The organism is Pseudidiomarina donghaiensis, assembly GCF_900116895.1.
In the GTDB taxonomy this organism is placed as follows: domain Bacteria; phylum Pseudomonadota; class Gammaproteobacteria; order Enterobacterales; family Alteromonadaceae; genus Pseudidiomarina; species Pseudidiomarina donghaiensis.
Window position 1 is genome coordinate 894430 of sequence record NZ_FPCF01000001.1, and the last position, 20851, is coordinate 915280.

At 45.0% G+C, this 20851-nt stretch carries 23 protein-coding genes; 22 read left to right on the forward strand and 1 reads right to left on the reverse strand.

The window, feature by feature from the left end:
* Nucleotide 1 precedes the first annotated feature (1 nt).
* Nucleotides 2-886, reverse strand: a complete 885-nt coding sequence (locus tag BM334_RS04365; protein ID WP_055438088.1) for a helix-turn-helix transcriptional regulator — start codon at nucleotides 884-886, stop codon at nucleotides 2-4.
* A 243-nt stretch (nucleotides 887-1129) separates the two neighbouring features.
* Between BM334_RS04365 and BM334_RS04370 the strand changes: the two genes are divergently transcribed.
* The 22 genes from BM334_RS04370 (at nucleotide 1130) to BM334_RS04475 (ending at nucleotide 20510) form a co-directional block, all read left to right on the forward strand.
* Entirely contained in the window at nucleotides 1130-2626 is a 1497-nt protein-coding gene (locus BM334_RS04370) for a CoA-acylating methylmalonate-semialdehyde dehydrogenase (RefSeq protein ID WP_092838346.1), read from the forward strand.
* A gap of 12 nt (nucleotides 2627-2638) precedes the next feature.
* Complete coding sequence (locus BM334_RS04375; RefSeq protein WP_092838349.1) at nucleotides 2639-3796, forward strand: acyl-CoA dehydrogenase family protein; 1158 nt, start codon at nucleotides 2639-2641, stop codon at nucleotides 3794-3796.
* A gap of 31 nt (nucleotides 3797-3827) precedes the next feature.
* Entirely contained in the window at nucleotides 3828-4952 is a 1125-nt protein-coding gene (locus tag BM334_RS04380; protein WP_092838352.1) for an enoyl-CoA hydratase/isomerase family protein, read from the forward strand.
* Between the two features lie 107 nt (nucleotides 4953-5059).
* A complete protein-coding gene (mmsB, locus tag BM334_RS04385; protein WP_092838355.1) occupies nucleotides 5060-5953 on the forward strand; it encodes a 3-hydroxyisobutyrate dehydrogenase in 894 nt (297 codons plus the stop codon).
* A gap of 10 nt (nucleotides 5954-5963) precedes the next feature.
* Entirely contained in the window at nucleotides 5964-6728 is a 765-nt protein-coding gene (locus BM334_RS04390; RefSeq protein ID WP_092838358.1) for an SDR family oxidoreductase, read from the forward strand.
* 6 nt (nucleotides 6729-6734) lie between these two features.
* On the forward strand, nucleotides 6735-7637 hold the full coding sequence (locus BM334_RS04395) for a transcriptional regulator GcvA (protein WP_177215022.1): 903 nt from the start codon (nucleotides 6735-6737) through the stop codon (nucleotides 7635-7637).
* Nucleotides 7630-8256: an alpha/beta family hydrolase gene (locus tag BM334_RS04400; protein ID WP_092838365.1), complete on the forward strand. Its 627-nt coding sequence runs from the start codon at nucleotides 7630-7632 to the stop codon at nucleotides 8254-8256. The genes BM334_RS04395 and BM334_RS04400 overlap by 8 nt, the downstream gene beginning before the upstream one ends.
* 69 nt (nucleotides 8257-8325) lie before the next feature.
* Entirely contained in the window at nucleotides 8326-9441 is a 1116-nt protein-coding gene (gene rlmM / locus BM334_RS04405; RefSeq protein ID WP_177215024.1) for a 23S rRNA (cytidine(2498)-2'-O)-methyltransferase RlmM, read from the forward strand.
* 251 nt (nucleotides 9442-9692) lie between these two features.
* The gene (locus BM334_RS04410) at nucleotides 9693-10253 is read left to right on the forward strand and encodes a hypothetical protein (protein WP_126801819.1); all 561 of its coding nucleotides are present in this window, start codon (nucleotides 9693-9695) and stop codon (nucleotides 10251-10253) included.
* Entirely contained in the window at nucleotides 10226-10906 is a 681-nt protein-coding gene (locus BM334_RS04415; protein ID WP_092838375.1) for a Tle-like phospholipase domain-containing protein, read from the forward strand. The genes BM334_RS04410 and BM334_RS04415 overlap by 28 nt, the downstream gene beginning before the upstream one ends.
* Before the next feature lie 89 nt (nucleotides 10907-10995).
* Nucleotides 10996-11733, forward strand: coding sequence for an ankyrin repeat domain-containing protein (locus tag BM334_RS04420; RefSeq protein WP_092838378.1), 738 nt, complete (start codon nucleotides 10996-10998; stop codon nucleotides 11731-11733).
* 282 nt (nucleotides 11734-12015) lie between these two features.
* Nucleotides 12016-13320 carry an RHS repeat domain-containing protein gene (locus BM334_RS12725; RefSeq protein WP_241970898.1) on the forward strand — a complete coding sequence of 435 codons (1305 nt, stop codon included), beginning with the start codon at nucleotides 12016-12018 and terminating at the stop codon, nucleotides 13318-13320.
* Nucleotides 13321-13325: 5 nt separating this feature from the next.
* Nucleotides 13326-14009, forward strand: a complete 684-nt coding sequence (locus BM334_RS04430) for a hypothetical protein (protein ID WP_092838384.1) — start codon at nucleotides 13326-13328, stop codon at nucleotides 14007-14009.
* Between the two features lie 184 nt (nucleotides 14010-14193).
* Complete coding sequence (locus BM334_RS04435) at nucleotides 14194-14736, forward strand: hypothetical protein (protein ID WP_092838387.1); 543 nt, start codon at nucleotides 14194-14196, stop codon at nucleotides 14734-14736.
* Nucleotides 14737-14763: 27 nt separating this feature from the next.
* Entirely contained in the window at nucleotides 14764-15063 is a 300-nt protein-coding gene (locus BM334_RS12620) for a hypothetical protein (protein WP_126801820.1), read from the forward strand.
* A gap of 490 nt (nucleotides 15064-15553) precedes the next feature.
* Nucleotides 15554-15883, forward strand: coding sequence for a hypothetical protein (locus BM334_RS04445; protein WP_092838393.1), 330 nt, complete (start codon nucleotides 15554-15556; stop codon nucleotides 15881-15883).
* 207 nt (nucleotides 15884-16090) lie between these two features.
* On the forward strand, nucleotides 16091-16645 hold the full coding sequence (locus tag BM334_RS04450; RefSeq protein ID WP_092838397.1) for a hypothetical protein: 555 nt from the start codon (nucleotides 16091-16093) through the stop codon (nucleotides 16643-16645).
* Nucleotides 16646-16744: 99 nt separating this feature from the next.
* Nucleotides 16745-18157, forward strand: coding sequence for an RHS repeat domain-containing protein (locus BM334_RS04455; RefSeq protein WP_476742290.1), 1413 nt, complete (start codon nucleotides 16745-16747; stop codon nucleotides 18155-18157).
* Nucleotides 18141-18596, forward strand: coding sequence for a hypothetical protein (locus BM334_RS04460; RefSeq protein WP_092838404.1), 456 nt, complete (start codon nucleotides 18141-18143; stop codon nucleotides 18594-18596). The genes BM334_RS04455 and BM334_RS04460 overlap by 17 nt, the downstream gene beginning before the upstream one ends.
* A gap of 78 nt (nucleotides 18597-18674) precedes the next feature.
* On the forward strand, nucleotides 18675-19286 hold the full coding sequence (locus BM334_RS04465) for an RHS repeat domain-containing protein (protein WP_241970900.1): 612 nt from the start codon (nucleotides 18675-18677) through the stop codon (nucleotides 19284-19286).
* Nucleotides 19219-20037 carry a hypothetical protein gene (locus BM334_RS04470; protein ID WP_126801821.1) on the forward strand — a complete coding sequence of 273 codons (819 nt, stop codon included), beginning with the start codon at nucleotides 19219-19221 and terminating at the stop codon, nucleotides 20035-20037. Before BM334_RS04465 ends, BM334_RS04470 begins: the two co-directional genes overlap by 68 nt.
* The gene (locus tag BM334_RS04475; RefSeq protein WP_092838413.1) at nucleotides 20037-20510 is read left to right on the forward strand and encodes a hypothetical protein; all 474 of its coding nucleotides are present in this window, start codon (nucleotides 20037-20039) and stop codon (nucleotides 20508-20510) included. The genes BM334_RS04470 and BM334_RS04475 overlap by 1 nt, the downstream gene beginning before the upstream one ends.
* Nucleotides 20511-20851: the final 341 nt, after the last annotated feature.

Below are 20851 nucleotides of genomic sequence, written 5' to 3' on the forward strand. Positions count from 1 at the left end.
ATTAACCTCGTTGGTTGGTAATGGTTTGACGATAAAACTGGGGTGACATGCCCATGGTTTTTTTAAATAAACGTGAAAAGTAGTAGGGGTCTTCAAACCCAAGTTGCTGGCTAATTTGACGAATGCTATCGGCGCTGTTGTCGAGCAACTGACAGGCTATTTTAACCCGAATTTGATTGAAATAACGCATAGGGCTTGTGCCTGTAAATTGTTTGAATTTTTTGCTGAAGTAATAGCGTGATAATCCGGCAAACTCCGCAAAATCATCTAGGCTTAAGTCGCGATGCGAGTTGTCGTACATAAACCGCTCAAGCGCCGCTAAGTCAAACTCTGTCGGCACTTGCAGGGTTGATGTTAGCCGCGGTAGCTCGGCGATTATTCGTTGCAGTAGGCTGGCGGCTACCACGGCTGCAGTAAATTGATGCCGTTGTGTTTGTAAATTAAGCAAGTCGGTCACCACAGGAATAAGCTGCCGCCAACGGGTTAGAGTGAGAACAGGTTGTGCGGGCGATAGATCAAGAAAGTCCATGCATGCAGCAGCTGAGGTGCCTTGAAAATGCGCCCAGTAAATGCTCCACGGCTGAGTTGTAGAGGCGGCATAGGTATGCGCCTCGTTGCTAGGAAGCAACAACAATTGCCCGGCCTTTAGTTCGCCCTCGGCATGCGCGGTGCGAAAGTATCCGCGGCCGCGGTGGCAGAAAATAAGCAAGTGATCGGTGTGTTTCTTGCGTTCAACATGGTGGCCAACGGCATCGACATAATGGCCGTAGGCCAGCGGATACAGGTGTTTTGTGAGGGCGTGGCGAGCTAATTGGCGGGTTAATTGCAGTGGCAATACAACGCGCGAGCTGCCACTAGGTAGCGGCCATGACGATGGTTGGCTCATGTGAGGTTCTCGGTTAAAGCAATTTTGTCCATTATAGGGGCAATATCGTCGATGTTAAAGCGCCACAAAAACAACGACAATGAAAGGGATAAGAGCGTGATTCGTTGTTCGTCCGTTCACTTCGTTCACTGTTCGTACGTGCTACGCACTGTTCGGAGTGTCTTTCACGAACAGCGAAGCAGACGAACAGCGCAGCGTACGAACAACGAACAACGAACAACGGTTTTCAAACGAGGTAGTGAGATGAAAAAGGTTCCTTTGTATATCGATGGTGAATTTATTCAGTCGCAAAGCGACAAATGGATTGATGTCACCAACCCAGCAACACAAGAAGTGATTGCTCAAGTTCCTTGTGCGACTCAAGACGAAATGAAGCAAGCGGTTGAGAGTGCGCAGAAAGCATTTTTAACGTGGAAAGAAGTGGCGGTTTCTGAGCGTGCACGTGTGATGATGCGCTATCAAGCGTTGCTGAAAGAACATCATGATGAAATTGCAGAAATTTTAGCGAGCGAAACCGGTAAAACCTTTGAAGACGCGAAAGGCGACGTGTGGCGCGGTATTGAAGTGGTTGAACACGCTGCAAATATTCCGTCGTTATTAATGGGTGAAACCGTTGAAAACGTGGCGCGTGGCATTGATACCTATAGCTTTACCCAGCCTTTGGGCGTGTGTGCGGGTATTACCCCATTTAACTTCCCGGCCATGATTCCATTGTGGATGTTCCCATTAGCGATTGCTTGCGGTAACACCTTTATTTTGAAGCCTTCTGAGCAAGACCCATTAACGCCAACGCGTTTGGTTGAGTTGTTTGAGCAAGCGGGCGCGCCAAAAGGTGTGTTGCAGGTTATTCACGGTGCGAAAGATCAAGTGGACTTCATTCTTGATGAGCCTGCTGTGAAAGCTATTTCGTTTGTTGGCTCTGTGGCGGTAGGTCAATACATTTATCGCCGTGGTACGGAAAACATGAAGCGCGTACAAGCATTCGCTGGCGCGAAAAACCATTGTGTGATCATGCCTGATGCCAATAAGTCGCAAGTGATCAGTAACCTGGTGGGTGCCTCTGTGGGTGCTGCAGGTCAACGTTGTATGGCTATTTCGGTGGCGGTATTTGTCGGTGCGGCCAAAGAGTGGATTCCAGAAATTGCTGCAGAATTAGCGAAAGTGAAGCCAGGTGGTTGGGACAATAAAGACGCCGCTTATGGCCCATTAATAAGCCCACAAGCGAAACAGCGCGTTGAAAACTTTATTACTCAAGGCGTGAAAGAAGGTGCTGAATTATTAGTTGATGGCCGTAACTGTGAAGTTGAAGGCTTCCCGAACGGTAACTGGGTTGGCCCAACCATGTTTAGCAAAGTGACCACGGATATGGAAATTTATAAAAACGAAATTTTTGGTCCGGTGTTGTGTGCCACTGAAGTCGACAGCCTAGATGAAGCATTGGCGATGGTTAACGCCAACCCATACGGTAACGGCACATCTATTTTCACGGCAAGTGGCGCTGCGGCACGTAAATACCAGCACAACGTTGAAGTTGGTCAAGTGGGCATCAACATTCCAATTCCGGTACCACTACCGTTCTTCTCATTTACCGGTTGGAAAGGTTCGTTCTTTGGTGATTTGCATGCTTACGGTAAGCAGGGCGTACGTTTCTATAGTGAAACTAAAACCATTACGGCGCGCTGGTTTGAAAGCGATATCGCCGATGTAACCGGCCCGAATATGACGATTAACTTACGATAATAGGACGTTGTCATGAATTTTAATTTAACTGACGACCAACAAGCTTTTGTCGACACGGCAAAAGCATTTGCAGACAAAGAATTAGCACCGTTTGCGGCGCAATGGGACGAAGAGTCTCATTTCCCCATTGAAGTGTTCCGGAAAGCCGGCGAAATGGGCTTTATGGGCATGTACACGCCAGAAGACGCTGGTGGTTTTGGCATGAGTCGCTTAGACGCGGCGCTGATTTTTGAGCAGCTGGCGATGGGTTGTACGGCCACCACCGCCATGATGACCATTCATAATATGGTGTCGTGGATGATTGGCTCGTTTGCCAAGCCGGAAGTGATCGAACAGTGGGTTCCAGAGCTTGTTACCGGCGAAAAACTTGGTTCATATTGCTTAACTGAACCAGGCGCTGGATCTGATGCGGCAAGCCTACGTACTACCGCTAAAAAAGACGGCGACGAGTACGTGCTAAATGGCTCAAAAATGTTTATTTCAGGCGCTGGCAGCACCGATGTGTTGGTGGTTATGGCGCGCACTGGCGAAGCTGGCCCCAAAGGTATTTCAGCGTTTGTGGTACCTGCTGACGCAGCCGGTATTAGCTACGGTAAAAAAGAAGCGAAAATGGGCTGGAACGCGCAGCCAACTCGCTTGGTGACCTTTGAAGACGTGCGCATTCCGGCTGCCAACCTACTTGGCGCTGAAGGCGAAGGCTTTAAGTTTGCTATGATGGGCCTTGATGGCGGGCGGATTAACATTGCCGTGTGTTCAGTAGGTACGGCACAGGCGGCATTAAACACTGCACGCAATTACATGCACGAACGCAGCCAATTTGGCAAAGAGCTTGCTCACTTCCAAGCCTTACAGTTTAAATTAGCTGACATGGCCACCGAGTTGGTTGCTGCGCGCCAAATGGTGCGCTTAGCTGCGTTTAAAGTAGACAGCAACGACGCAGATAAAACCACCTATTGCGCTATGGCTAAACGCTTTGCGACGGACATCGGCTTTAACGTGTGTAACGAAGCGCTGCAAATTCATGGTGGTTACGGCTACATTAAAGAATACCCACTTGAACGCCATGTACGTGATGTGCGTGTGCATCAGATTCTTGAGGGCACCAATGAAATTATGCGAGTAATTATTGCGCGCAGACTGTTGGCCGATATGGACCAAGCCATCCTTTAAGGGTGGCTTTTCTGTCTTAAAGGAGTCGAAGATGGAACCCGTCGTATTATTTGAAGAACTTGAATGTGAACACGGCAAGCGCATTGGCGTCGCGACGCTAAACTCAGAAAAATCATTAAACGCGCTAAGCTTGCCAATGATTCAATTGCTGCAGCCACAACTGGCGCAGTGGGCTGAAGACGAGCACATTACCTGCGTCATGCTGCAAGGGGCTGGCGAGAAAGCATTTTGTGCTGGCGGCGACATTGTTGCCATGTACAAAGCGATGCAAGCGAAGCCGGGTGTACTGGTTGACGAAGTGGCTGATTTCTTTAGCCAAGAGTACCGTTTAGATTACGCCATTCACACCTTTCCGAAACCGATTGTGCTTTGGGGCCACGGTATTGTGATGGGCGGTGGCATGGGCTTAATGAATGGTGCCAGCCACCGTGTGGTTACCGAGCGCTCGTTGTTAGCGATGCCGGAAGTAACCATTGGCTTGTACCCAGATGTTGGCGCGACCCATTTCTTAAACCAAATGCCCGAAGGTTGTGGTTTATTTTTAGGCTTAACCGGCGCGCACATGAATGCCACGGATGCATTGTATTTGAAACTTGCCGATCATTTTGTGGCCAGCACCAGCAAAGCTGATGTGTTAACTGGTTTACAAGGGGTGAAGTGGGGCGATACCGCTGCATTAAATCACCAAAAAGTGACCGACGTGTTGAATGACATTAGCCAACGCGATAGCAATCAACGCCCAGCAGGCCAAGTCGAAGCGCACCAGCCATTAATTAAAAAATTAACCAGTGGTAACGATATTGTCGATGTGGTTGCCAAAATCACCAGTGACAACAGCGATGACAAGTGGCTAGCCCGTGCTCGGCAGACGCTCGCGGCAGGCTGCCCAATGACCGCGCATATTGTCTGGAACCAACTACAGCATGGTGCGGATTTAAGCTTAGCTGACTGTTTCCGTCTGGAGCTGACATTATCGGTGCAGTGCGCCATGCGCGGCGATTTTGCCGAAGGTATTCGGGCGTTGTTAATTGACAAAGATAAACAGCCTAAATGGCAGCATGCGGCTGTGGCTGATGTGTCTGCGGATGATGTGGATGGCTTTTTCACGTCGCCGTGGGAGGCATCACAGCACCCACTCGCAAATTTAGGTAAATAAAAGCAAAAGCGATATTAGCTGTTAGATATTGGATATTAGCCAAATGTTTCGGCTTTTCTTCTGATAGCTAATATCTCCGTTATCAAATATCGATTTGGATCTTAATTATGGCGAATGTTGGATTTATCGGGCTTGGCAACATGGGCGGCCCAATGGCAGCTAACCTTGTAAAAGGTGGCCACAAGGTACAAGTTTTTGATTTATCAGAAGCGGCGTTAAGCGCAGCGAAAGAGGCCGGTTGCAGTATTGTGAGCTCGGCAACTGAAGCGGCGACTCACGTTGACTTCATTGTCACTATGTTGCCTGCAGATAAGCACGTCAAAAGCGTCTATTTGGCGGATGACGGGTTAATCACTGTGCTGAGCAAAGACACGCTGGCCATTGATTGCAGCACCATTAGTGCTGAAACGGCACGTTTTGTTGGTGCTGCGCTAAAAGAAAAGGGTATTGATTTTATTGATGCGCCTGTATCTGGCGGCGTTGGCGGGGCAAAAGCCTGTACCCTAACATTTATTTGTGGTGGCGAGGCTGGTGCTGTTGCACGTGCACGTGACGTACTGCAAGCAATGGGTAAAAACATATTCCATGCCGGTGAGATGGGCGCTGGGCAAGTGGCTAAAATCTGCAACAATATGTTGTTGTCAGTGCTTATGGTTGGTACTTCTGAAGCACTGCAATTGGGCATTGCCCATGGCCTTGACCCGAAAGTGTTGTCGCAAATTATGGCAGCAAGCTCCGGTAGCAACTGGACTTTAGATGTATATAATCCATGCCCAGGTGTGATGGATAATGTACCATCAAGCAATGGCTACCAAGGTGGCTTTTTGGTTGACTTAATGAGCAAAGACCTAGGCCTCGCACAGCAAGCTGCACTGGCTAGCGGCGCAGCTACGCCGATGGGCGCGCTGACCCATAACTTGTACCGTAGCTGGTCGCAGTTAGGCCACGGACGTGAAGATTTTTCAAGCATCTTCAATTACGTAAAACCAATTTCGAAGTAACGGATAATCTATGAACATTGCACAAAGCACTATTGTTATTACGGGCGGAGCACAAGGTTTAGGCCGTGCCATGGCTGAACATTTCGCGGCCGATGGCGCGCAATTAGCGTTGTTAGATATGAACGCCGAAACCTTAGCCGAAGCGGAAAAAATCTGCACCGAAAAGGGTGCGAAAAAAGTCAAAGGCTACGTGGTTAACGTGGTTGATGAAGCGGCTGTGGAAGCGGTATTTGAAGAAATTGTCGCTGATTTCGGTGGCATTAATGTGTTGGTCAACAACGCGGGTATTTTGCGTGATGGCCTAATGATTAAATGCAAGGACGGTGAAATTACGCATAAAATGCCGTTGCAACAGTTCCAGTCTGTACTAGACGTGAACTTAACCGGTACTTTCTTATGTGGTCGCGAAGCTTCTGCGCATATGGCAAAAGCCGGTAATGGCGGTGTTATTATTAATATTTCAAGTGTGGCGCGTGCTGGCAATATGGGCCAAACCAATTATGCCGCAACCAAAGCCGGTGTCGTGGCAATGACAGTGACTTGGGCACGTGAATTGGGCCGTTTCGGTATTCGCTGTGGCGCTATTGCGCCTGGGTTTATTGAAACACCAATGACAGCGCAAATGAAACCAGAAGCCATTGAGCGTGCTTTAAGCATGGTACCACTGCGCCGTTGGGGTCAACCTGAAGAGATTGCACACAGCGCACGTTACATTATTGAGAATGACTTCTTTAGTGGTCGTGTGGTAGAAATAGACGGTGGTGTACGACTTTAACGAGAACTGATGCGTAAATTACCCCCATTAAATGCTTTAAAAGCCTTTGAAGCCGCGGCGCGGCACCTAAGTTTTACCCGTGCCGCGGATGAACTGTACGTTACCCAAGCTGCAGTGAGCCACCAAGTTAAAGGTCTTGAAGAGTTTTTGGGGGTTCAATTATTTTTGCGTCGTAACCGTTCGCTCTTACTTACTCAAGAAGGGCAAACCTACTACCTTGAATTAAAAGAAATATTTGACCATATTGTGCAGGCGACGGAGCGCGTGAAATTTGCGAGTCAGCGCGGCTCGCTGACTATTTCTTTGCCGCCTAGCTTTGCTATTTTGTGGTTTGTACCGCGCTTAAGCCGTTTTCGCGAAGCTTACCCAGATATTGATGTACGTATTCGTGCCGTTGATGAAGTTGACGGCTCGCTCACCGATGACGTTGATGTTGCCATTTATTACGGCGCTGGCAAGTGGCCAGGTTTGCGCGCTTACAAGCTACACAATGAGTACCTTATACCTGTTTGTTCGCCACTGCTGTTAAGTGGAACCAAACCCTTACGTGAACCACGTGATCTGTTGAATCATACTTTATTGCATGACGAAACGCGTAACGCTTGGAAAGACTGGTTCAAATTGGTTGGTATTGATAAAGACAAAGGCGACAATGGCCCCATATTTAGCCATTCGAACCTTGCTTTGAAGGCGGCTGTGCACGGCCAAGGCATTGCCTTAGCCAACAACGTGTTAGTAAAACCAGAAATAGATGCAGGGCATTTAATTCAGATCTTCCCTGAAGCCTTACCTCGGCAAAAATCTTTTTATCTAGTTTGTCGTGACTCTCAGTCAGAAGTCGGTAAAATCGCCACCTTCCGAAATTGGCTACTACAAGTGGTGGAAGAAGAAGAGGACAGCTATGAGTGATTTGCAACGTGTCGCCATGAAGCAAGACAATGCGGATGGTGCGGTGCGAATTATTTTTGCCCACGGTGCAGGCGCCGGGCTGCAAAGCGATTTCATGCAGTATTTTGCCCTTGGCTTGGCATTAAAAAATATTGAAGTGGTGCGGTTTAATTTTCCATATTGGCAAAAGTTTATGGATACTGGCGTACGCCGCCCACCCAATCCGATGGCTGAGCTTGAACATTGCATGCGTACCGTAGCGCAGCAGTACAATGACAATAAGTCATTGTATTTAATGGGAAAGTCAATGGGTGCGCGGGTTGCTTTTCGGCTTGCTGATGAATTGAACGCAAGCGCAGCAATTGCACTTGGATTTCCGTTTCACCCAGTTGGTAAGCCTGAAAAATTGCGCCTTGATGACCTAGATAATAGCTGCGACCAAAATTTAATTATTCAGGGTACGCGCGATAGCTTTGGCAAACCTGAAGAAGTTGCAGGCTATAATTTGCCTAAGAATGTCAGCTTACAGTGGATTGAGCATGGTGATCACAGTTTAGAGCCAACGAAGCGAAGTGGGTTGGCGCGCGAGCAACTGTGGCAAAACGCCATTGAACAAATTGAAAAGCAAGTACGATATTAGCTATTAGATATCAGATATTAGCAGATGGTGGGAAAATTTAGGGTTTGTCTAATATTCAATATCTAATAGCTGTTATCGCTTTTGGGGTTAAAGATGAATGGAATTGTGGCCTATTGTCGGCCTGGGTTTGAAAGTGATTGTGCCGCTGAACTGCAGGATAAAACCGCAGCGCTAGGTATTTATGGCTATTGCCAAACTAAGGCGCAGCAGGGCTATGTTGTATATCGTTGTCAAAATGAAGAAGCTGAACACTTAGCCAAAAAGCTTGTGCTGAAAGAGCTTATTTTTACTCGTCAGTTTTTTGCGGTATTAGCGCACGTAACCGACTTGCCGCAAACAGACCGAGTGAGTGCGGTGCAAGTAGCTTTGCTTGATGAAACTGTGCAAGAAGCATTTACCGGTATTAAACCTTGTGGCGATTTGCGCGTAGAAACGCCAGATACGAACGACGGTAAAGAGCTATCAAAATTTTGTCGTAAGTTTACCGTGCCGCTGCGCCAAGGTTTACGCCAAATTGACTGGCTAACAACGAAAGAAAGCGATAGACGCCCAACACTGCATGCGTTCTTTTTGAGTAATCAAGAAGTGATGATTGGGTTTTCCTACTCGTTTAATCAGTCGCCTTGGTTGATGGGTATTCCTCGTTTACGTTCACCAAGTGAGGCACCTAGCCGCTCAACACTTAAATTAGATGAAGCATTTCAGGTGTTTGTGCCCGAACACGAGCGAGAAGCGCGTATTTCATCAGGTATGAACGCTGTGGATTTAGGCGCAGCACCTGGCGGTTGGACGTATCAATTGGTGCGTCGCGGTATGATGGTGCAAGCTGTTGATAACGGGCCAATGGCCGAAAGCTTGATGGAAACGGGGCAAGTTAAACATATTCGAGAAGACGGCTTTAAATACCGTCCGAAGAAAAAAAACGTAACTTGGTTAGTGTGCGATATGGTTGAGAAGCCTGCAAGAGTCGGCGAGCTGATGACAAGTTGGCTAGTTGAGGGCGACTGCGAAGAAGCCATTTTCAACCTAAAACTACCAATGAAACGCCGCTATGCAGCAGTGGCTGAATACCTTGAGCATATAAAACAAAACTTAATTGAGCATGGGCGTGGGCGGTTTGAACTACAAGCTAAGCAACTGTATCACGACCGCGAAGAGATAACAGTTCATATTCGTTGGATGTAACATTCTAACCCGGCCATCGTGCCGGGTTTTTTATTGCGCGCACGTTTCTAGTGCTATGTTGTGTATTATTTAACATTCCCATCGATTTACCGACTGCGTACTTAAAACCATTGAAGCCACCACCGACCAAGGACTTGTTACCAGCATGAGCTATCAGGGCGGGCAACATAAACGGCACCGTCACCACCACACACAACAGCCCCAAAGAGCAGCGTTATGATGGCTTTGGCAACATTACCTTTCGCACGGGTGTGGGCAATTACACTTACGCCACTGACGGCACTATGCGCTTAACGGATGTGGTTTCATCAAGTACGCGCAGCTTCACCTATGATGCAAGTGGCAACGTTCTTAGTGATGGCGACCGTACGTTCACCTATGACGGTGCTGACCGCGTTACCCACATCAGCGGTTACGGCACTAGCTCAAGCATGCGTTACGATGCCCAAGGCGCGCTGTACTATCAACAAGACGTTTTACAAGAAAGTAATCAAAGCGTAACCTACACAAAACACATGTATGACCCCACCCTCGGGCGCTTTTTACAGGCCGCCCCGAGTGGGTATTTTTTCAGTAAGCTGTGGAAAGGAATTAAGAAGTTTGTTGGAGTTATAATTGTTGCCGTTGCTTCATACTATTGTGCAGGGACATGTACTACAGCCATGTGGTCTTTGATCGGTGCAAGTGCTGGTGCTACTAGTGCTGCTGTAAATGGGGAAATATATTCACTGGGGCCTTACTCGGAGCTTTTACCGCAGGCATTGGAGCTGCAGTTGGTGAAGGTATGGGGGCGTTATTTGCCAATGGCTTAGCTGGTGGAAAGTTTGCTAATGGAGCAGTAAGTGCGGCATTTATGGCTGCTGTACACGTAGGAGTTGCTGCTTCTAGAAAACGAACGGCGCAGGAAGTAACTTATGCAAAATTAGCAAATGATGTCTATAAGCCTCAAGGAAAGGCAATTGATGGCTATGAAATGAGCAGAGATTTATTTACAGATTCTGAAACGGGACTTCAATCTGCTCTTTATGTCAATCAAGATACAGGTCATAGTGTTTTTGCATTTGCAGGCACAAACGGAGCCTCAGATTGGATTGCTAATATAAGACAAGCCTTTGGTTTAGAAAGTGCTCAATACACTCAAGCAATGGGACAAGCTCAAGCCGTTTATGCAGCAAAAGGCGGCAATGTTCAGTTTGTCGGTCACTCTCTCGGTGGAGGTTTGGCTACAACATCTGCAATTGTTACTGGCGTTAGTGCGACAGTATTTAATGCCGCAGGATTGAATCCAAGTACAGTAGGTGGTGCTTCACCTGCACCGGGATCGATAACACATTTCCAAAGTTCATTTGATGGACTACAAATGTTGAACTCTGATACCCCTGTTAAAACGTATGGTGAGCAAGTATTGTTAGGGCCTGCTGGGTGGCATCCTATGGGCGGTGTCTGCGAAAGAGTGAGGTGCTAGTTTTGGGGAAAACAATATTTCAACTAATTAATTTCGTAGTTGTGAGCTGCTTTGCGATAGGGTGCCACTCTATAGAAAGAAATCAAAATATGGATTCAGAGAATAAACAGTTTGTATTGAAGGTTGATAACGAGCTAGTTATTTCAATGCCTTTAAAGAAAATGTTCTTAGATCCTGATGTCAGGAAGTTGGCTCAATATGCAGGAGAAGGAAACCTTACGAAACTTGATGAACTTGTTAAACAAGGAGTAAATGTCAATTCCAGTGGTAATCAGGGGGCTACACCTTTATTCTGGGCGTTGAGAAATGAAAATTTTTCTGGATTTAAAAGGCTCTTAGAGTTAGGAGCCGATCCTAATATTGTTTTCGCGGATAGTTCCATTATGCATTGGGCAGCTAGGCACAAAGATATTCGTTTTTTGCAGCTAGCATTAAAGTTTAAAGGTAATCCAGATTTATATGCAGGTAATCCTAAAAAGACACCTATTTTTAATACAATTAGTGTTGAAGGTGGAGATAATCTACCAGCCTTGGAGCTTCTATTAAAATCAGGTGCAGACATTAATGCGCCAACAGGAAGTGAAAAGATATTTGGCATTTCAATGGGGGGAGTAACTCCTGTTTTGGCTGCGGCAAATATCATAAGGTTTGATATCGTATACTCACTGCTTGAGGCTGGTGCTGACTACGCAGTTGTAGATGATAATAAGAGGAATTTGGTGTCCAGAATTAAGTCTGTACAACATAGGCTTCAAGAAGGATCTAAACAAGAGATATTTTTAAAGAAAGTTGTTAAATGGCTAAATGATAAAGGTGTAGAAGTTTAACACTCTAAAATCGATTTATAGGTGTAATTGATTTCAAACCACTCTGCTGCCCCAGGGCAAGAGCGTGAACGTTTTTTAAGCATTCACGATGGTAGTGTTCAGAATTCTGTGTTATTTCACAAAGCTAGCATAATAGAAATGACACGTGACTAGGCCAGGCTTCGGCAAGATGGCGTTCAACATATTATGCCAACCAGTTTTAACAACTTATGAGTTGTCGCCGTTAGCGGCGCCGGCAGCTTAACTGAATACCGTTACACCGTGGCGGATGACGTGGTCATCGTGCAGCGCGAAAGCGCAAGCACAAGCACGGAAACCACGTACTTGCTCTTTAAAGACCACCTAGGCTCGGTGTTTACCACCTTGGCCACCACGGGCGAGATAATCAGCCAGCAGCTATTTAGCGCCTTTGGTCAAACCCGAACCATTTACACCACAGGCGGTGTTGCACTTGGCAGCATGTTGCCGCCAACCGAGCAAGGCTTTACCGGGCATCGGCAGATGGATGCCTTGGGCATTGTGCACATGAAAGGGCGCATTTATGACCCCACCCTCGGGCGCTTTTTACAGGCCGACCCGTTTGTGCAAGCACCCAAGAACAGCCAGAACTACAACCGCTATAGCTATGTGCTGAACAACCCCATGAGCTATACCGACCCGAGTGGGTATTTTTTCAAATCTTTGTTTAAGGGAATAAAAAAATATTGGCGGGTAATTGCTGCAGCAGTGGTCTCTTATTTTACTTTCGGGGCCGCCAGCGGATGGGCTTCAAGTTGGGCCTTAAGCTCAGGATTAAGTGCAAGCGCTGCTGGGTTTACTGGGGCAGTTGTCGGCGGTGCAGCAGCTGGTTTTGTAAGTGGTGCTATTATGACAGGTTCGCTCAGAGGAGCGATGAGCGGCGCTTTGGCGGGTGCTATTACTGGCGGTATTTTCGAGGGTATTGCTCAGTATGGATTTAACACATCAACGGTGACAGAGGCAGCCAGCGCAATGTTGCTAGAAGAAGCTGGTGTGCCAAGGGAAACCATAATGAAGCTATACAGTGAAGGTGGTGGACATACCTCACATGTTAAAGTAGATGCAAATGGTGATCCTATTCCTGATCAAGTTATTGATAGCGCAATGGATACAAAACTTGGTTTAAAAATGAAAGATGGAAAGCTAACAGGCTCTATTGACTGGGCTTGTAATGGAGGTCAGGAGCTTTGTAATCAATCTATGAAATATTTTGATGAAGTAGTATCAACAAATTCTGATTTGCTTGATATTACCAATAATCTAATCTCCGATTATTCTTCTGCTGATGCTTATTTAAACTTCACGAGTAATAAGAGTCCATATGCGCGAGGGCATTGGAACAACTCTGTAAAAGTGATCAAAGTCAATCGAAATTCAATTGTTTTGAAACGTGCATTACAACATGAATATGGACACTCGTTAGGCTTGTTCCACCGAACTAACGATACAATGAATTTCATGAGTTATTACGGGCTTGGCTCTACATATCAAAATATTGCACCACAGATGAATGCAGCACAGAGAAGATGGTTAATAGATGCTTATACTCCTTGGTATAAATTTTGGTGATGACTATGTTCAGATTTATTTTAGTTGTATTGCTCTTTAGTCAAGCTGGATTTGCCAATCAGGTTGGCAATGAGGGAGCTGAGTGTATCGTTTATATTGACCTTGAAAAGCTGGAAAGTGAGCAGCTTGTGCAGGTGGGGGAAAGTGTAAAGGCTGATGCTATACAAGTATGTAATTTCAATGTTAAAAGACGATATTTGTCATTTAAAACGCTAGTTGGCGATTCTATTTGTAGAGTTGAACAAAGAGAATTAGAGCTTTTTGAAGGAACTTTGGTTGATAAAAATATTCCCGCAGGCTATCACTATGCAACTGGTAAACAAGGTGGTTGTCCTAGTATGAACGAGTTTACGGAGTTAACAAATTTATCAAAGTCTTTGAATGCTAATCGTGTCACAATTTTACTAGATAAGTTTCAGGAAAACTTGGTAGATAAGGATTGCAAAAATCATGAAAAATACTTCGATTTATCGTTCTGGGATAAATATATAGACTCAGGTTATTCTGATTTTATGAAAAGTAGTAATACTGGCTCTGATATTAGAATAACGGATGTATCACGTTATTTATTATCAACTGACGAGAATATCCACCTCATCTCAATTTTAATCGCGGATACAAGTTGGTCGCTGGTAGCATTTATATCGAATGATTCAATAGTGATTAAAAGTGTGTCTAAAGATCTTTAGCAGGCTTGTGGCGGCCGCCAACGAACTGCGCAAGGCTTTACCGAGCATCGGCAGATGGATGTGCTTGGGCATATTGTAATTAAAAGGGCGAGGGTGATGAATATTCTGTGTCAGCCCAATTTAGTTTGCCACTACAAATCATAGCTAAAACGAAGCAAGTGAGAGCTTATTCTTTTTTGGTAGCTTGATCGAACACCGTTACACAGTGGCTGCCGCTGCATTTTATGGCGTTGGTGAAGCCTTTAGCGGTATGGATGTCAGCATGGGCACTAGCGGTTATTACGGCAAGGTGCTCATGCACGGCATAACCGGCGGCGTCATGAACGTGCTCAGTGGCGGTAAGTTTGGGCATGGATTCGCAGCCGCAGGCGTTACCCAAGCCTTTGCTCCGGCCATAGGCAAAATAGACAAAGGCAGTCGCTTTAGTGCAGGGCGCGTAGCCGCAGCCGCTGTAGTTGGCGGTACCGCATCAAGTTTAAGTGGCGGCAAGTTCGCTAATGGCGCGATAACTGGGGCTTTTTCTCGGTTGTTTAATGATGAAGGGTATCATCAAACAGTGAAAAAAAGAGTGCTAGAGTCAGGTAATCGAGCGTTAGCTCTTGTTAAAGATAAATCTGAACAGCTGTATGTTTACGCGAAAAATGCATTAGGAGAGACTGCGGACTATATAGCTGAGAAACTAAAATCCGGACTAAGTGTCAAATTTGATGCGGAAATCACAGGTTGAGCTTTAGGTCTTGGTGGATCAACAGGCGTGACATTAGCTTACACTCAATACAATATGGGCGTATATTATACAATTTCCGGTGGAGGGTATTCTGGTTTAGGTATAGGCAATAACTATTCAGTTGGCACTTTTTCGGGAGGTCTTGATTCTTTAAAAGGATTTAGTGGGTCTACCGGAGCCCACGGATTGATTTTTAAAGGTACTATGACCTTTGCGAATAAGGGAATTGGCCTTAATTCTCGATCTTTTGGTGTTGGAGCTAACGCTTTCGGTGGCGCTTTCGGGTTTATTAACTACACATGGGAATTAAGTCGAACTTATTATTAATATTATGATTGTTTCCTTTTTTTGCGTTGTCGGATTAGTAATGATTTTATTTATTGAGTATTACTTGTCCATGAAATTTGCGACAAAACTGTCAATTGAAGATAGGTCGTTCAGCCTGAGTAACAGAAAAATCAAGGATGCGCATGAGGCATTTACAAAAGGTAATCATTTATCTAAATATTTAAATAAAAGTGATGATAGATTAATGGTTGCCGTAATTAAAACAAGACAGGTGTTGACATTGGTTTTTATTATATCGTTCTTCCTTTGATTCTTTGGTTCAATTGATGAATTCAGGGTGCGTACCTAGGGTAATACCGCGAACGTTTTTTAGCAATATTACGTTCGGTTTGACGATCTGTATCGGTAGTGTTCAGAATTCTGTGTCATTTTACTAAGTAGCATAAGAAAGATGATACGTGACTAGGCCAGGCTTCGGCAAGGTGGCGTTGAATATATTATGCCAAGCATTTTTAACAACTTATGAGTTTTGGTCGTTAGCGGCGGCGCCGGCAGCTTAACCGAATACCGTTACACCGTAGCGGATGACGTGGTCATCGTGCAGCGCGAAAGCGCAAGCACAAGCACGGAAGCCACGTACTTGCTCTTTAAAGACCACCTAGGCTCGGTGTTTACCACCTTAGCCACCACGGGCGAGATAATCAGCCAGCAGCTATTTAGCGCCTTTGGTCAAACCCGAACCATTTACACCGCAGGCGGTGTTGCACTTGGCAGCATGTTGCCGCCAACCGAGCAAGGCTTTACCGGGCATCGGCAAATGGATGCCTTGGGCATTGTGCACATGAAAGGGCGCATTTAAAGTGTAAAGGTATAGAAGGGTTAGGCTCCGCCGAAATTGGCGGAAATAAAATTTGGTATGCCACTATTGGAAATTATAGTACGGCAGCTCATGAATTCGGTCATATTCTAGGGTTTGATCACGCTTCACCAGGAACCGGAGGTATTATGACTTACGATGAATTTCGGAGTGTAAGCTCCCATGAAATAAGAAGGGTTATAGAGGCTTATGGTGATTAAAATATTATTATACTGTGCCTTGTTGACGCTCAGCTTACCCGGGATGACCAGTTATAAAGATGAGCCCTTTAATTTAGGGCAATATAATGAAACCACTCCTATTGGAAAGGGGCTGTGTTTGAGGTATGAAATTACTGAACGATTTTTTATAGATAGACATGAGATTTTATTAAATAAAATCCACTCTCTATATGATGGAGTAACCTGTTTACAAGATGAGCTAACACTACCAAGCTATATATATGACTACAGTGTTGTGATGTTATTTGGCTTGTTCAATCAATTAGGTATTCATAAAAATAACATTATCGATGGCGAAGATCTCGATTTGTCTGAGTCGATTAAAAACCATTGCAAACATGAAAATTGCCCTAACGGAATAAACGAAATAGTTGATATTGAATATTTTGATGGTAAAGGTCGAGCTGAAAGTGAATATTCTATTTACTTTTACGAGGATGGTGACCTGAATAGTTTGAATATTGTTTTTTCAAGTCTGGGTGTCACTAAAGTGCAATCCTTCGTTATAATGAATGACACATAAATTGAGGGTATTCAATATTCTAATTAAGTCAGTTTTAATAACTTATGAGATGTCGTCGTTAGCGGCGGCGCCGGCAGCTTAATCAAATACCGTTACACCGTGGCGGATGACGTGGTCATCGTGCAGCGCGAAAGCGCAAGCACAACAAGTGAAGCCACGTATTTGCTCTTTAAAGACCATTTGGGCTCGGTGTTTACCACCTTAGCCACCACGGGCGAGATAATCAGCCAGCAGCTATTTAGCGCCTTTGGTCAAACCCGAACCATTTACACCGCAGGCGGTGTTGCACTTGGCAGCATGTTGCCGCCAACCGAGCAGGGCTTTACCGGGCATCGGCAGATGGATGCCTTGGGCATTGTGCACATGAAAGGACGCATTTACGACCCCACCCTCGGGCGCTTTTTACAGGCCGATCTCTTTGTGCAAGCACCCAAGAACAACCAGAACTACAACCGCTATAGCTATGTGCTGAACAACCCCATGAGCTATACCGACCCGAGTGGGTATTTTTTCAGTAAGCTGTGGGAAAAAATCAAGCCCATTATTGGTGTGATTGTCGTTGCGGCTCTATACGCCTATTGCCCAGCGTGTGCCACGTATTTTGCTAGCAGTTGGTATGGTGCTGCCACCGCAGGTGCTATAGCTGGTGGTGTTAATGCTGGCTTTAATGGTGGCAATATACTCACCGGTGCATTGCGAGGCGCCTTTGCTGCCGCTGCGTTTTATGGCGTTGGTCAAGCGTTTGAACCGGGTTCATTCGGTCATATTGCTGGAAGTGGTCTTGCCGGCGGCATTATGTCTGAAATATTTGGCGGGAATTTTGGGCATGGTTTTTTATCTGCCGGTGTTAATGCTATGGCCAGTGGCACTATCAACGGAATTAAACAGGTAGGAGGTCGCATTATTGCAAGTGCTGTTGTTGGCGGAACGGTTTCAAAATTAACGGGTGGCAAGTTTGCTAATGGTGCAATTGTCGCCGCATTTTCTCGCGTTGTAGATGAGACACAAAGTCGAGGCTCTAAACTTAGTGACGGTAAAGCCAAAGGTGAGCTAACACTACAGGAAACAGAAGCTCTTGATCGTGACCTAATAGAACTAAATAAAAAGATTAGTTCACTTAAGTCATTTCAACTTAAAGAGGAAGCTTTAAGCTGGTTACATAAAAATGTTCATCCACTTGCAGTTGATCACGATGTTGAAATTGCAGTTAACATTTTTGACGATCTTGGCCAAATTAGATTGGGAAATGCAGTTACCGATTATTATAGGCATGAAATTAGCTCAACAACCCTATTGACTTCTAATATTCGAGGGTGGGAAAAAGGTTGGGCAGCAAACTGGCATTCTCATGCAGACGGACCGAGTGGAGGATTTAGTTATTCTGATCACAAGCTATACCAAAGTTGGAGCGATGTAACACCTAATGTGACCTACCATATGTCTAGAATTAACTTTCATGGTCGCAACGTGTTAGATACATATGAGGGGCAGTATTATGTTAAAGATTATTAGTTACATTTGTTTTTTAGTTATAGGGATAATGATCCCATGTGTTATTAAAGCAAACCCTTTGGTTGAAACGCTTACCCCAATTATAAATTTTGACCACAAGTCTTTACAATTAAATATTGAAAATAGAGTGATTTTGGAAGGGTATTTGTTTATCGATAGAGAGGTATATTTATTTTCGAGTTTGGATTCGCTAAATAAATTCACATCTGTTGATAGAGTTACGATTAAAGCAAATGATGAAATTGAGCTATCAAATTTTAATGGATGTTTTGTTAGCGTTAAAGGTACTTTGAAGTTGTATACGGGTAATGTAAGTCGTTATTTTCTAGAAGATGTTGATTCAGTCAAACGGAGAGGATTATTTTACGATCTTGCTCTTCGGCAACAGCCTGATAAGCCGCCAAAGTGTTTGGTAAAGGCAATTATCGACGTATTGTAAAGCTCTTAATCAGATGATAGGAGGCGGCGCCGGCAGCTTAACCGAATACCGTTAACCGTAGCGGATGACGTGGTCATCGTGCAGCGCGAAAGCGCAAGCACGGAAGCCACGTACTTGCTCTTTAAAGACCACCTAGGCTCGGTGTTTACCACCTTAGCCACCACGGGCGAGATAATCAGCCAGCAGCTATTTAGCGCCTTTGGTCAAACCCGAACCATTTACACCGCAGGCGGTGTTGCACTTGGCAGCATGTTGCCGCCAACCGAGCAAGGCTTTACCGGGCATCGGCAAATGGATGCCTTGGGCATTGTGCACATGAAAGGGCGCATTTATGACCCCACCCTCGGGCGCTTTTTGCAGGCCGACCCGTTTGTGCAAGCGCCCAAAAACAGCCAGAACTACAACCGCTATAGCTATGTGCTGAACAACCCCATGAGCTATACCGACCCGAGTGGGTATTTTTTCAAAGCGCTATTCGACGGAATAAAAATACTGGCGACAGATCGTTTCCATAGCGGTTATGTTTATACCAGGTATAAATGTGATAGCAGCAGGGTTTATTTCTGGGTATATCGCTACGGGAAGTCTAAAAGGTGCAGTTATTGGAGCATTTACCGCAGGTATGGCAGGTCCTGCAAACACCTTAGGAGGATTTATAACCAATGGAGTCGTTGGTGGTCTCGCCAGTAAAGCTATGGGAGGTAAGTTTGGTCATGGCTTCTGGTCTGCTGGTATTGGCGCATCGCTTAGTGGAAGTATTAACGGTATTAAATCAGCATTTGGTCGAGTTGTTGCCAGTGCGGTTATTGGAGGCACAATATCTAAGATTACAGGTGGTAAGTTCGCTAATGGAGCATTTGGCGCTGCTTTTGCGAGAACGTTAGGAGAAGCTCGTGCTGGAAAGTTAGGTAGCTCAAAATCAGGGGCTAGCGATGACAATACGTTTGCAAATAGTAACCGTGAAGCATTGGATGCCGAACTTGCAGATCTAAATGTTAAAGCCAAGGAACATGGATTATTTACAGGCAAAAATGGTGAACTTGATGCTGCTAAGTGGTTAAATGAAAATGGAGGTCACTTACAAGACAAGTACGGGGCTGAAATCGGCGCGAATATTTATGAAAATCACGGTGGGCATAGTATTGGCAAAATAGTCACTAGCTACCATAGTAACTTTGTTGACTTATCTGATTCACTAAATATGTTTCCTCATAAGTTTGGTCAGGTAGCTGATTGGCATACACATTCTAATGGAAGTCATTATGCCTCATGGGGACAACATAGAGATAGCCATAAGTCATATTATAGAGCGTATGTTAGTTCGGTTTCTAGTGGAGCTACTAGTATGAGCTTGTATAATCCGGCAATTGCTCGTTCTACATGGCCTATCACTAGACAGTCGTATGAATCAGCGTTAACTTGTGTTGTAGGGAGCTGCTAATGTTTAAAAGAATTATTCTTTCAGTGTTAATATTATGTAGCTCTGTTGTTTTAGCGGATACCAAAGATAGTATGCTATATGCAACTTTTGCTGAAATATCTATTTTTCCTGATAAATTTGACAGGAAAAAGGTTGCTTTATATGGGTATCTCAAAAACCAAAATGGTGAACTTCATCTATGTGAATCAATGGAAGTTTGTTTTACTGAGAGTAAAAACAGGTTTGTTGTAGTTGGCACTACTACTGAAAAAACTGAACTAAAAGAGTATTTGAATTGTCATGTAGAATTTTTCGGTGAATTTTTTAAAGTCGATAAAAGCTTTGCATACGACAATAGGACTATATTAGGAAGGTTGAAGAGTTATCGGTCACCTAACTTATCAATAAATAGTGGCTATTTAACCATTAACAAGCGGTGCGATATTTATAATAAGTACACAGAAAAAAATGGTGATATAGGAGTATTAAATTAAGCCGCCTTGGCAGCAGTCTAAGCCAAGCAATAGAAAGGGTAGTGTTCAGAATTCTGTGTCATTTCACAAAGCTAGCATAAGAGAGATGACACGTGACTAGGCCAGGCTTCGGCAAGATGGCGTTCAACATATTATGCCAACCAGTTTGAGGGTGTTCAATATTCTGTGTCAGCCAAGTTTTCATAGGTCTATGTGATCGTCCAGTCGGCCGTCGAAGTGAATGCTCAGTTGCGACAGTGTCAGGTTCCAGTTTTGGACCGGATGCGACTGTAATCCCCCCGAAAAATCGGAGCAGTTATAAGTAGAAAATTCCATTAAACTAAAGGGATGAAGTTTTCTAT